The 13128-nt window shown below is 61.8% G+C and carries 14 protein-coding genes; 12 read left to right on the forward strand and 2 right to left on the reverse strand.

The features are described 5' to 3' along the window. Window positions 1–173: 173 nt before the first annotated feature. The 7 genes from DKK67_RS11440 (at window position 174) to infA (ending at window position 6169) form a co-directional block, all read left to right on the forward strand. Entirely contained in the window at window positions 174–1208 is a 1035-nt protein-coding gene (locus DKK67_RS11440) for an agmatine deiminase family protein (protein ID WP_111496460.1), read from the forward strand. Further along, window positions 1205–2119, forward strand: a complete 915-nt coding sequence (locus tag DKK67_RS11445) for a carbon-nitrogen hydrolase (RefSeq protein WP_111496461.1) — start codon at window positions 1205–1207, stop codon at window positions 2117–2119. The genes DKK67_RS11440 and DKK67_RS11445 overlap by 4 nt, the downstream gene beginning before the upstream one ends. A gap of 8 nt (window positions 2120–2127) precedes the next feature. Further along, complete coding sequence (locus DKK67_RS11450; protein ID WP_111496462.1) at window positions 2128–3039, forward strand: AAA family ATPase; 912 nt, start codon at window positions 2128–2130, stop codon at window positions 3037–3039. Between the two features lie 202 nt (window positions 3040–3241). Next, window positions 3242–4189 carry a thioredoxin-disulfide reductase gene (trxB, locus tag DKK67_RS11455; protein ID WP_111496463.1) on the forward strand — a complete coding sequence of 316 codons (948 nt, stop codon included), beginning with the start codon at window positions 3242–3244 and terminating at the stop codon, window positions 4187–4189. Window positions 4190–4335: 146 nt separating this feature from the next. After that, window positions 4336–5049: a leucyl/phenylalanyl-tRNA--protein transferase gene (aat, locus tag DKK67_RS11460; RefSeq protein WP_111496464.1), complete on the forward strand. Its 714-nt coding sequence runs from the start codon at window positions 4336–4338 to the stop codon at window positions 5047–5049. Between the two features lie 11 nt (window positions 5050–5060). Further along, window positions 5061–5777, forward strand: coding sequence for an arginyltransferase (locus tag DKK67_RS11465; RefSeq protein ID WP_111496465.1), 717 nt, complete (start codon window positions 5061–5063; stop codon window positions 5775–5777). 173 nt (window positions 5778–5950) lie between these two features. Then, window positions 5951–6169 (forward strand): translation initiation factor IF-1, encoded by a 219-nt coding sequence (gene infA, locus DKK67_RS11470; RefSeq protein ID WP_008938619.1) that lies wholly within the window; start codon window positions 5951–5953, stop codon window positions 6167–6169. A gap of 210 nt (window positions 6170–6379) precedes the next feature. Here the strand turns inward: infA and clpA are convergent, their stop codons facing one another. After that, window positions 6380–8647, reverse strand: a complete 2268-nt coding sequence (gene clpA, locus DKK67_RS11475; protein ID WP_111496466.1) for an ATP-dependent Clp protease ATP-binding subunit ClpA — start codon at window positions 8645–8647, stop codon at window positions 6380–6382. 18 nt (window positions 8648–8665) lie between these two features. Then, window positions 8666–9028 carry an ATP-dependent Clp protease adapter ClpS gene (clpS, locus tag DKK67_RS11480; protein WP_111496467.1) on the reverse strand — a complete coding sequence of 121 codons (363 nt, stop codon included), beginning with the start codon at window positions 9026–9028 and terminating at the stop codon, window positions 8666–8668. 330 nt (window positions 9029–9358) lie between these two features. Between clpS and DKK67_RS21950 the strand changes: the two genes are divergently transcribed. The 5 genes from DKK67_RS21950 to hflD all read left to right on the forward strand — a co-directional run bounded on the left by DKK67_RS21950 (window position 9359) and on the right by hflD (window position 13057). Beyond that, the gene (locus tag DKK67_RS21950; RefSeq protein WP_111496468.1) at window positions 9359–9679 is read left to right on the forward strand and encodes a cold shock domain-containing protein; all 321 of its coding nucleotides are present in this window, start codon (window positions 9359–9361) and stop codon (window positions 9677–9679) included. Between the two features lie 352 nt (window positions 9680–10031). Further along, window positions 10032–10640: a pseudouridine synthase gene (locus tag DKK67_RS11490; RefSeq protein ID WP_111496469.1), complete on the forward strand. Its 609-nt coding sequence runs from the start codon at window positions 10032–10034 to the stop codon at window positions 10638–10640. Next, window positions 10641–11087, forward strand: a complete 447-nt coding sequence (locus tag DKK67_RS11495) for an NUDIX hydrolase (protein ID WP_111496470.1) — start codon at window positions 10641–10643, stop codon at window positions 11085–11087. It abuts the gene before it with no gap. Between the two features lie 111 nt (window positions 11088–11198). Further along, complete coding sequence (gene mnmA, locus DKK67_RS11500) at window positions 11199–12344, forward strand: tRNA 2-thiouridine(34) synthase MnmA (protein ID WP_111496471.1); 1146 nt, start codon at window positions 11199–11201, stop codon at window positions 12342–12344. A 71-nt stretch (window positions 12345–12415) separates the two neighbouring features. Further along, a complete protein-coding gene (gene hflD / locus DKK67_RS11505) occupies window positions 12416–13057 on the forward strand; it encodes a high frequency lysogenization protein HflD (protein ID WP_111496472.1) in 642 nt (213 codons plus the stop codon). The last annotated feature ends 71 nt before the right edge of the window (window positions 13058–13128 follow it).

Consider the following 13128-nt stretch of genomic DNA (forward strand, 5'->3'; position numbering starts at 1 on the left):
TGAAATCCGAAAACGCTGTCAGAGAACGGCCAGGGCCGCTGGCGCCCGCCCCCGAAGCAGGTAGAATAGCGACTTCCCAGGTGACCGCCCCATCCTGAAACAGGCTTCAAATCAACGGCCAGGCGGCACCACGACCGGAAAAAGGTGAACAGAGCTTGAGTACCTTCCGCCGTATGCCCGCCGAATGGGCACCGCAAAGTGCCGTTATGCTGACCTGGCCCCACGCCGGCACTGACTGGCAAGACAGCCTGGATACCGTAGAATCGGCTTTCCGTGCCATTGCCAAAGCCGTGCTGCGCCACGAACACCTCGTACTCAGCTGCGAGGAGGCCGACCGCCTGTCCAGGGTAAGGGACTCACTCAACGCCTGGGCGCAGGCCAACGCCCTGCCGGGCCGGGTACAGGCGACCGCCGCTCCGGCGAACGACACCTGGGCGCGCGACCACGGCCCCATCGCGGTTGAGGAAGATGGCCAGGTGCAGCTGCTCGACTTCCGCTTCAACGCCTGGGGTGACAAGTTCGAATGGCGCAAGGATGACGCTCTCAATCGCCTGCTGAGTGAAGCCGGCCTGTTCGGCCGCACGCCGCTGACAGCGGTGGACTTCGTACTCGAGGGCGGCTCCATTGAATCCGACGGACAGGGCACCATCCTGACCACCAGCGAATGCCTGATGGCCACCGCCCGCAACCCCGACCTGGATCGCAGCGGAATCGAGGGCATGCTGGCGCGGACCCTGGGCGCCGAGCGTGTGCTCTGGCTCAATCACGGCTACCTTGCCGGTGACGACACCGACAGCCACATCGATACCCTGGCCCGCTTCTGTGCGCCCGACCACATCGCCTACGTGGCCTGCGACGACCAGGAAGACGAACACTACCCGGCCCTGCAGGCCATGGCGGATGAACTCAGGCAATTTCGCACGGCCGATGACCGCCCCTACCGCCTGACCGCCCTACCCTGGCCTCAAGCCTGCTACGGCGAAGACGGCGAACGCCTGCCGGCGACCTACGCCAATTTCCTGATCATCAACGATGCGGTTCTGCTTCCGGTCTACGACGTTCCCCAGGACGACGAAGCCATCCGCGTCCTCGGCGACATTCTCCCGGACCGGGAGATTATCCCCATCAACTGCCGCCCGTTGATCGAACAGCACGGCAGCCTGCATTGCGTCACCATGCAGGTGCCGGCAGGAGTCGTCACCCCATGACCGATACACGCCAACTCCGGGTCGCTGCCATCCAGCAGGCCTGCAGCCCGGACAAAAACGAAAGCCTGGCCACTTCCGAGCGCCTGATCCGCGCGGCTGTGGCCGATGGCGCTCAACTGGTGGTCCTGCAGGAACTGCACGCCACCCTGTATTTCTGCCAGAACGAAGATACAGACACATTCAACCTGGCCGAGCCCATCCCCGGCCCCACGTCCGAGCATCTGGCCGGCCTGGCCCGAGAACTCGACGTCGTGCTGGTGGGCTCGATCTTCGAGCGCCGCATGAACGGCGTCTACCACAACACGGCCGTCGTGTTTGAGCGTGACGGCAGCCTCGCCGGGCTGTATCGCAAGATGCATATTCCGGACGACCCCGGCTTTTACGAGAAATTCTACTTCACACCCGGCGACGCCCAGTTCAACGACGGCCACAGCGGGTTTACCCCGATCGACACCTCGGTGGGCAAGCTGGGCCTCCTGGTCTGCTGGGACCAGTGGTATCCCGAAGCCGCCCGCCTGATGGCACTGGCCGGCGCCGAGCTGCTGATCTACCCCACCGCGATCGGCTGGGACATCACCGACAAAGCGGACGAACAGCAACGCCAGCTTGAAGCCTGGGTGACCGTGCAGCGCGGCCACGCCGTGGCCAACAACCTGCCGGTCATCGCGCCCAATCGCGTCGGAACCGAGCCGCACCCGGAAGGTATTGGCGACGGCATCCGGTTCTGGGGCAACAGCTTCATCTGCGGCCCTCAGGGCGAGTTCCTGGCCCGCGCGGGCGACGCCGGGGAATCCATCCTGCACGCGGTGATCGACCGGGACCGTAGCGAGTCCATCCGCCGCATCTGGCCCTACCTGCGGGACCGCCGCATCGAGGCCTATGGTGACATCCTCAAGCGGGTGCGAGATTGATGGATCGTATGAAAAAAGTCATCGATGATACGGTCGCCCGTCTCAACGGCATCCTGTTGGGCAAGGATCACCAGGTGCGCCTGGCCGTGTGCTGCATCCTGGCCCGCGGACACCTGCTGATCGAGGATATCCCGGGCATGGGCAAGACCACCCTGTCCCATGCCATGGCCCGTGCCATGGATCTGAGCTATACCCGCATCCAGTTCACCAACGACCTGCTGCCAGCGGACGTACTGGGCTTTTCCATGTACGACAAGGAAGCCGGCAGCCTCGTATTCCACCCGGGCCCGATCTTCAGCCAGGTGGTCCTGGCGGACGAGATCAACCGCGCTTCTCCACGCACCCAGAGCGCGCTGCTTGAGGCCATGGAAGAGCGTCAGGTCTCTATTGAGGGCGAGACCCGCCCCCTGCCGAAACCGTTCTTTGTCATCGCCACCCAGAATCCGCTGGAACAGGGGGGCACCTACCCCCTACCGGAATCCCAGCTGGACCGGTTCCTGATGCGCATCGAACTGGGTTACCCGGATCCGCGGGCCGAACGTGAGCTTCTGGAAGGCTCGGACCGCCGGCAGCTCACGGCCGAACTGGCGCCTATCCTCACGCCCGACAACCTGTCGGTGCTGCAACAAGCCGTCGACCGCATCAAGACCAGCCCGGCCCTGCTCGACTACGTGCAACGCATCCTCCAGCAGAGCCGCCAGATGCCGGGCGTTCTCTATGGCCTGTCGCCCCGCGCCGGACTGGGTCTGGTGCGAGCCGCCCGTGCCTGGGCGCTGATGGACGGCCGCCATCACGTGCTGCCGGACGATGTTCAGGCGGTCCTGCCTGCCGTTGCCCGCCACCGTCTGGAACAGGGCGATACCGGCCAGAGTCAGCAGCGCATTCGACAGCTGATGGAACAGGTGACCGTTCTGACCTGAGCGGACGGCCCTTGAAAAAGTCGGCTCGACCGTCATATCCGTTGGAAACCCGGCACGGAAGCCACGCCCATAGCCCATTGCAATCGGACAAATTAGGGCGATCAATTCAGGCGAAGACCCGGATCGTGCTATCCTCGCCCCCATTTACACAGGCGGGCGATGCGCCTGTTGGTTACCGACACGTTTCAAGAGAGAGCGCAAGATGAGCGAAGCGAAACATTCCCGACTGATCATTCTCGGTTCCGGTCCGGCCGGCTACACCGCTGCTGTATACGCAGCCCGTGCCAACCTGAGCCCCACTCTGATCACCGGCATCGAAGTGGGCGGCCAGCTCACCACCACCACCGACGTGGACAACTGGCCGGGCGATAACGACGGTGTGCAGGGTCCGGAACTGATGCAGCGGATGCTCAAGCACGCCGAGCGCTTCGAAACCAGCGTGGTGTACGACACCATCAACGAAGCGGACGTCAGCCAGCGTCCGTTCCGCCTCAAGGGTGACAGCGGCGAATACACCTGTGACGCCCTGATCATCGCCACCGGCGCGTCCGCCATGTATCTGGGCCTGGAGTCCGAAGAGAAGTTCAAGGGCCAGGGCGTGTCCGCCTGCGCGACCTGCGACGGCTTCTTCTACCGCAAGCAGAAAGTCGCGGTCGTCGGCGGCGGCAACACCGCTGTGGAAGAGGCGCTCTACCTCTCCAACATCGCCGAGGAAGTCACCCTGGTCCACCGCCGCGACAAGCTGCGTGCCGAGAAGATCCTGCAGGACAAGCTGTTCGAGAAGGACAACATCAAGGTTGTCTGGGATCACACCCTGGACGAGGTGCTGGGCGATGCGACCGGCGTCACCGGCATGCGCATCAAGAGCACCCAGACCGGCGAGACCCAGGACATCGAGCTGGCCGGCGTCTTCATCGCCATCGGCCACAAGCCGAACACCGACCTGTTCAGCGGACAGCTGGACATGGAGAACGGCTACCTGCGCATCCGTTCCGGCCTGGAAGGCATGGCCACACAGACCAGCGTACCGGGCGTTTTTGCCGCGGGCGATGTCGCCGACCACGTCTACCGCCAGGCAGTAACCTCCGCCGGCTTTGGCTGCATGGCAGCACTCGACGCGGAGCGTTTCCTGGACGAACTGGGCGACTGACTCGCCGCAGAAAGCCCGACGGCGCGCCTGATCCGGCGCCCGTCGGGCTTTTTTGTGGGTCATCCCCGAGTCGTGCCCGAGTCCGGCGTAGATGCTACCCTTCCTGTAAAGAGCCAACGGCGTGCACTGGAGTACCCGACCCGACAATGACCTCATTGCCCTGGCTTGATCCCGATGAGCTCTGGTTCCCCTCGCCGGAAGAGGCTTTGGACGAACCTGACGGCCTGTTGGCGATTGGCGGCGACCTCGCCCCCGAGCGGCTGGAAAGAGCCTATCGTTCCGGCATATTCCCCTGGTTCAGTGAAGAGCAACCCATTCTCTGGTGGTCGCCCAACCCCCGCTGCGTGCTCATTCCCGATGAGGTGCACATTTCGCGGCGACTGAGGCGCACGCTCAACCAGGAACGCTTCCGCATCACCATCGACCGCAATTTCTCCGGTGTGATTCGCGGTTGCGCCGAGGTACGCGAGGAAGGCACCTGGATCACCGACGAGATGGAACAGGCCTACAAGCGCCTGCACCGCCGCGGCCTGGCACACTCCTTTGAAGCCTGGAACGACCGGGGCGAACTGGTCGGCGGACTCTATGGCGTCGCCATCGGGTGCTGCTTCTTCGGCGAATCCATGTTCACCCGGGAAACCGACGCGTCCAAGGTCGTCTTCGTCCACGTCGCCCGTCAACTGCAGGCCTGGGGCTATGCGCTCATGGACTGCCAGGTGGAAAACAGTCACTTGATCAGCCTCGGGGCGCGGTGTATTCCACGCAAATCCTTTTTAACTATACTGGAGAAAAACATCGACAAATCACCCGGACACCAGCAGTGGATCCTGGAAAAACACTGGACCCGCGCCGAACGCTAGCAGGAGGTGTGATGAGCAGCCTCAAGACACTGGTATTCTTCGCAACCCCCCCACACGACTGCAGCTACCTGTCTGACCGCGAGGCGACGACCATGTTTGTCGACCCCCGCGCCCATGTCGACAAGCGCCTCTACAGCCAGCTCACGGCCCTTGGTTTTCGTCGCAGCGGCTCCCACTATTACCGGCCGCATTGCGAAAACTGCAACGCCTGCATCCCGGTGCGGCTGGACGCCACCGCGTTTCAGCCCAACCGATCCCAGCGCCGGGTCTGGAAGCGCAACGAGGACATCACCTTCCGCCTGCAACCGGCACGTTTCCAGGAAAATTACTACCAGCTCTACGCCCGCTATATCGAGCAACGCCACCATGACGGCGATATGTATCCGCCCTCACGGGAACAGTTCACCTCTTTCCTGGTGGAAGGCGCCAACCAGAGCGAGTTCCTGGAAATGTGGCGCGACGACGAGCTCATTGGCCTGGCCGTCCTGGACGCGCTTGACGACGGACTTTCCGCCATCTATACCCTGTTCGACCCGGATGAAGAGGGGCGCAGCCTGGGTACCCTGGGGATTCTCTGGCAAGTGGAAGAAGCCCAGCGCCGGCATCTGCCGTTCCTGTACCTGGGGTACTGGATACGTGAATGCCGAAAAATGAATTACAAGTCGCGCTTCAAGCCGCTGGAGGCCCTGATCGGCGGCCACTGGCAACCGCTGAACGTCAGTGATTGAGGCGGCCGGCACGGCCGGCAGGATCCGGCAACTTTCCATTTTGCCATCGGGTTATAATTCAGGCAGAATTGCGCACATTTATCGCGCTGGGCGTCGGGCCCTTGATTTTTCTATTTCCGGCCCGACGTTATAGCCCGTAATCAATCGACTCAAACACGTGAGGTTCCTACTGAATGGCGAAATCCGATGTCATTGAAATGGAAGGTGTGATTGTAGACACCCTCCCCAACACCATGTTCCGCGTTGAGCTGTCCAACGGCCACGTCGTGACAGCCCACATTTCCGGCAAGATGCGCAAGAACTACATCCGCATCCTGACCGGCGACAAGGTCAAGGTTGAGCTGACTCCCTACGACCTGAGCAAGGGCCGCATCGTCTACCGCGCCCGTTAATCGGTTTCCGCACTGCGATTTGCCGGGCCGACAACGCCCGCGCCGTCAAAAGCCCCGCCTTTCGCGCGGGGCTTTTTGTTTTCCCGCTTTTGTATCCCCACTTGTTTGCCGCTTGCCCGTCGGCCCCGTTGCCCAGCGAACCCGCCTGCTGACGCGAGCATAAAAAAACCCGCTTCCAGAGAAGCGGGTTTTCTATACCGATGCCGAATCTCAGACAGCTTCGGCGGGTTCGTTCTCGTACTCGAAAACCAGTTCGTCGTTCTCGAGATGGATATGAACCTCCCCTCCCGTCTCGGCCAGGGCTCCGAACAGGATCTGCTCGGCCAGCGGCCGCTTGATCTTGTCCTGGATCAGGCGCGACATTGGGCGGGCGCCCATGGTCACGTCGTAGCCCTTCTCGGCGAGCCAGAGCTTGGCGTCATCGTCCACATGCAGGACAACGCGCTTCTCATCCAACTGCGCCTGAAGCTCGGTGAGGAACTTGTCCACCACGTGGGTGATGGTGTCCCGCTGCAGATCGGCAAACTGGATGATGCCGTCCAGGCGATTGCGGAACTCCGGCGTGAAGGTCTTGGTGATCACTTCCATGCCGTCGGTGCTGTGATCCTGCTCGCTGAAGCCGATCGAGCGACGCGTCATGGTCTCGGCACCGGCGTTGGTGGTCATCACCAGGATCACGTGGCGGAAATCCGCCTTGCGGCCGTTGTTGTCGGTCAGCGTGCCGTGATCCATCACCTGCAGCAGCAGGTTGAACACTTCCGGATGCGCCTTCTCGATCTCGTCCAGCAGCAGGACGCAATGCGGCTGCTTGTTGACCGCCTCGGTCAGCAAACCGCCCTGATCGAAGCCGACGTAGCCGGGAGGCGCACCGATCAGCCGCGACACGGTGTGACGCTCCATGTACTCGGACATATCGAAGCGCACCAGCTCGATCCCCAGGATTTTGGCCAACTGCCGGGTGACCTCGGTCTTACCGACCCCGGTGGGGCCGGAAAACAGGAACGCCCCTTCCGGCTTCTCCGGTGCCTTCAGGCCCGCCCGCGCCAGCTTGATGGCGGTGGACAGGGACTCTATGGCACGGTCCTGACCGAACACCACCATCTTGAGATCCCGCTCCAGGTTGCGCAGCAGATCCTTATCGCTGGTGGATACGCTCTTCGGCGGAATTCGCGCGATGGTGGCCACCACGTCCTCAATCGAGGAGACACCGATGACCTTGCGGCGCTTGTTGCTCGGCATCAGGCGCTGACGGGCACCGGCCTCGTCGATCACGTCGATGGCTTTGTCCGGCAGGTGCCGGTCGGTGATGTAACGATCCGCCAGCTCAGCCGCCACGCGCAGGGCCTTGTCCGTGTACTTGAGGTCGTGATGCTTCTCGAAGTGGGACTTCAGGCCGCGCAGGATCTGGTAGGTATCCTCGACGCTGGGCTCGTTGACATCGATCTTCTGGAAACGGCGCGCCAGGGCGCTGTCTTTCTCGAAGATACCGCGGAATTCTGAGAAGGTCGTGGAGCCGATGCAACGGATCTCCCCGGAACTCAGCAGTGGCTTGAGCAGGTTGGAGGCGTCCATGACGCCACCCGATGCCGACCCAGCACCGATAATCGTATGAATCTCGTCAATAAAGAGAATCGCATGATCCTCTTTCTTGAGCTCGGCCAGAAGCCCCTTGAAGCGCTTCTCGAAGTCGCCACGGTACTTGGTGCCCGCCAGCAGCGCGCCCAGGTCCAGGGAATAGACCACGGCGTCGGAAATCACGTCCGGCACCTGACCGTCGACCACCCGCTTGGCCAGACCTTCGGCGATGGCGGTCTTGCCGACGCCGGCCTCGCCGACCAGCAGCGGGTTGTTCTTGCGGCGCCGCACCAGAATCTGCACCACCCGCTCGACTTCGTGCTCGCGACCGATCAGCGGATCGATGCGGCCCTGCCGGGCCTGCTCGTTCAGGTTGGTGGCATAGCTCTCCAGCGGCTTGGAGGACGTTCCGTCCTCGCCCACCTCTTCCTGGGTATGGTCGGTGCCTTCCTGCTCTTCTCCGCCCTGAACCCGGGAAATACCGTGGGATACGTAATTGACGACATCAATCCGGGCAATGTTCTGCTTCTTCAGCACATACACAGCCTGACTTTCCTGCTCACTGAAGATGGCCACCAACACATTGGCCCCGGTTACTTCCTTCTTGCCGGAAGACTGGACATGGAAGACAGCCCGCTGCAGCACACGCTGGAAACCGAGCGTCGGTTGGGTTTCACGCTCACTGTCGTTATGGGGAATCAGGGGCGTGGTCGAATCCACGAACTCCAGAAGCTCTTCCTGGAGTCGCTGCAGATCTGCGCCGCATGCCTTGAGCACACCGATGGCAGAGTCATTGTCCAGCAGAGCCAACAACAAGTGCTCCACCGTCATGAACTCGTGCCGCTTGTCACGGGCATTCTTGAACGCAGTATTCAGCGTGATTTCCAGATCTTTACTTAGCATGGGCCACCCCAAGGTCTATCAGTCCGCACGTTCAATCTCGCAAAGCAGCGGGTGCTCACACTCCGAAGAGTACTGGTTCACCTGTGCCGCTTTGGTCTCCGCGATGTCACGGGTGTACACCCCACATACAGCTTTTCCCTGCGTATGGACGAGCAGCATCACCTGCGTCGCCTTTTCTTCGTTCATTGCGAAGAATTTCATCAGGACATCAACGACGAAATCCATCGGCGTGTAATCGTCATTGAGTAACACGACCCGAAATCGCGCCGGGCGTTTCAGGGCCGGTTTCTCAGGAGAAGTCACCAGACCGTCGTCGTGATCCGGATCCTGATCATGATCCCCCTGATTCAATATTAGTAGAGAATTCTCGATGTTCCGCATGGTTCGTTCCGGAATTTAGATGCTCGCCTGCTGGCCGAGTTCCGCTCTTGAATGAAGGTGGTTCCCCTGACGAACGTTTTCAAGACGAGGCAGGTTAAACCTTGTTTATCGACGTCATCATCTTAACGCCTGAGCCGCCCCGCCAACCAGTTTTTTGCCTATTGACTCTGTGGAAATATTGGTCAAGAGTAGGTACTGCTATTGTAAAATTATGTAAACCCGGAAGCCGCACCATCCGGCACCGCATCGACTACACTATTATTCTGTTTCGGCATTTGTAACTTAATGAAAAGCAATAATAAGACGAGCAGGAAACCAAGGGAGTGAATCATGCCTCAAGGCAAAGTGAAGTGGTTCAATAACGCCAAGGGTTACGGCTTCATTATCGAGGATGGCGGCAGCGAAGACCTGTTTGCTCATTTCTCGGCTGTCCAGATGGAAGGCTACAAGACACTGAAAGCCGGCCAGACGGTCAGTTTCGATAAGAAGCCCAGTGACAAGGGAACCCACGCGGTCAACATCGTCCCTCTTGATCGCCTGGAAAAGCGGGAGCCTACGCAGAGCAAGGCAGCAAACTCCGATCACGCGGAATCGCGATCGGAGCGCTCGGAAACCGCCAACGACAGTCAGATGCGAACGGCCCACGCCTGACGCCGGCTACAGGGATTACCAACCGGCCAAGCGTCGGCTAAGCAATGAATAAAGCGGTCTGACTTTGGTCAGATCACCCTCAAACTTCGTGCTGGAGAACGGACAACCCGGCACAACAACGCAGTCTATTTGCCGAAAGCCGGTGCGTGATGCACCGGCTTTTTTATGGGCGGATGTCCTTATGAGCGACTATCGCTCGTAACCGTGCCCGGCACCCACTGAACCGTCCCGCGCGGCGGCGCCTGTAACAGGCCGATGACCGCCCGGTCATAGTGATCGCCGCCACCGTCTTGTAAGATCAGTAATCGAATTCATCCGGCGGCATCACTCCGCCTCTGCCAGCAGAGCATCGATGGCCAACCTGATTCTCCTCAACAAGCCGTACAACGTACTGTGTCAGTTCACCGACCCTGAGGGGCGTCCAACCCTGGCCGATTATGTGCCCCATCGCGACGTCTACCCGGCTGGGCGGCTCGACTTCGATTCCGAGGGACTGGTGCTGCTGACGGATGACGGCCAACTCCAGCATCGGATTGCCTCGCCGCGCCAGAAGATGGCGAAAACCTACTGGGTGCAGGTCGATGGCGCCATCGATGACGCGGCGCTTGAGCGCCTCGCCGCCGGCGTGGACCTGAAGGACGGCCCCAGCCGTCCGGCCAGGGCCAGGCGTCTGGAAGACCCGGACATCTGGCCGCGCCAGCCGCCGGTGCGTTACCGCGCCAACGTGCCCACCAGTTGGATTGAACTCACGCTAACCGAGGGTCGCAACCGCCAGGTACGTCGCATGACCGCCGCCGTTGGCTTTCCGACCCTCCGCCTGATCCGGCGCTCGATCGGCGACTGGTCCATCGACAAGCTGGCGCCCGGTGAAAGCCGCCACCTCAGTATCCATTTACCCCGATCGTCCGGCGCACCCCGCCAGCGCCGGGGCGCGTCGCGGTCCAACAGAAGGAAGACCTGAATGACCTGGAAGCCACACGCCACCGTTGCCGTCGTTACCGAGAAAGACGGTCGATTCCTGATGGTCGAAGAGCGCAGCAATGGACTGGTCGTCTTCAATCAGCCGGCCGGCCATGTGGAAGAGAACGAAACCATCCTGGAGGCGGCCTGCCGGGAAGCCCTTGAGGAAACCGGCTGGCAGGTCGAGCCGCGCCACTTTCTGGGGCTGTACACCTACCAGGCGCCGGCGACCGGCAAAACATACTATCGCATGTGCTTCGTCGCCGAGGCGCTGACTCATGAGACCGACGAACTGGACGACGACATCATCGCCGCCCACTGGCTCACCTACGAAGAGCTCAAGGAGCAGTCGGAAAAACTGCGCAGCCCTCTGGTGATGCGCTGCATTGAGGATTATCTGGCCGGCCGCCGTTTCCCGCTGTCGGTGATCATCGATCCGGCGGCCTGATCCTGAGGCCGGTCGGGGCGGACGTGCTACTACGGATCACCCGGCGCCGCAAACCTGTTAGAATGCGCGTCATTCAACACACATTTGCGAGCAACTGCGTCCGCCACCGTTATGACTGAGTCCGCGTCCAGCGCCAACCAAAACACCCGCGTCATCGTCGGCATGTCCGGCGGTGTTGACTCCTCCGTCGCCGCCCTCCTCCTGCAGGAACAGGGATACACCGTCGAGGGGCTGTTCATGAAAAACTGGGACGAAGACGACGGCACGGAATACTGCACCGCCATGACCGACCTGGCCGACGCCCAGGCGGTGGCCGACAGGATCGGCATCAAACTGCACACCGCCAGCTTTGCCGCCGAGTACTGGGATCGCGTGTTTGAGCACTTCCTGTCGGAATATCGGGCCGGACGCACCCCGAACCCGGATATCCTGTGCAACAAGGAAGTGAAGTTCCGCGCCTTCCTCGACTACGCCGTGACCCTGGGCGCCGACTACATCGCCACTGGCCACTACGCCCGCCGCCGCATCACCGATGACGGCCGCGCGCAGCTGATCAAGGGCCTGGACGACAACAAGGACCAGAGCTACTTCCTGCACGCTGTTTCCGGTGAACGCATTGCGCGCACCCTGTTTCCGGTTGGCGAGATCGAGAAGCCGGAAGTGCGCGGCATCGCCGAGAAAGCGGGTCTGGTCACCCACGACAAGAAGGATTCCACCGGCATCTGCTTCATTGGTGAACGCAAGTTCCGGGATTTCCTCAAACAGTACATTCCGGCCCAGCCGGGAAACATCGAAACGCCGGACGGCGACGTCATTGGCCGCCACCAGGGCCTGATGTACCACACCATCGGCCAGCGACAGGGTCTGGGTATCGGCGGACTGAGCCACTACAACGACGATCCCTGGTACGTGGCGGAGAAAGACCTGGACCGCAACGTGCTGATCGCCGTGCAGGGCAAGCAGCATCCGCTGCTGTTCTCCCGCGGGCTGACCAGCGGCCCCATTGACTGGGTGGCGGGCGAGCCGCCGGCGAAGGAATTCCGCTGCCATGCCAAGACCCGCTACCGCCAGCCTGACCAGGCCTGCACCGTCACGGTGACCGACGCGGGCACCCGCGTGGTTTTTGACGACGCCCAGCGCGCCGTCACCCCCGGTCAATCGGTGGTGTTCTACGACGGCGACATCTGCCTTGGTGGCGGCGTGATCGAAACCACGTGGCGCGATGAAGCGCCCGGCCTGGACCGGACCGCATCCTGAGCCGACGGTGTCGCTGAAAGACGACCACCGGGCACCCCATTTCCCGCTAACCCGACAGACGTGAGGTGACGTTGAGCCGCTCACTGGAAGATCAGACCCTGGCCCTGGCCGGCGTGTTTCAAGCCGCCGAACTGGTGCAACAGATTGCCCACCAGGGCCAATGCGCGCAGTCCACGTTCGAGACCTGCATTCGCTCCCTGTTCATGACCGATCCTCCCAACACGCTCAGCGTCTATGGCGAACTGCGTGACCTGCGGGAAGGCCTGTCGGTCCTGCACGGTCTGATGCAGAAGCAGGACGGCCAGCAGGACGTGGAAATCCTGCGCTACACCCTGAACCTGATCCACCTGGAAGCGCGCCTGCGCAAGCAGCCGGACATGATGGACGTCATCGGCAGCCGCATCGACCAGGCCCGCCACACCGCTGAGCATTTCGGCTACAACCACATCAATCTGATCAACAACCTGGCGTCGATCTACACCGACACCATCAGCACCTTCCGTCTGCGCATCCAGGTCACCGGCGACCCCAACCAGCTGCGGGTCGAGGAAAACGCCGCGCGGGTGCGCGCCCTGCTCCTGGCCGGCATCCGCTCCGCCGTGCTCTGGCGGCAGCTGGGTGGGCGCCGCTGGCACCTGGTGTTCTACCGCAAGCGTGTGGTGGAGACCGCCAGGCGACTTTCGGAGCAGGCCAACCAGGCCGTTTTTCACTGAACCGCGCCGCCGGGTGGTGTATCATAGGCGCCATTTTCCAGCGTGGGTGATCACCGCGAGCGCCCACGCAT

This window comes from Marinobacter bohaiensis, from assembly GCF_003258515.1.
GTDB lineage: Bacteria > Pseudomonadota > Gammaproteobacteria > Pseudomonadales > Oleiphilaceae > Marinobacter_A > Marinobacter_A bohaiensis.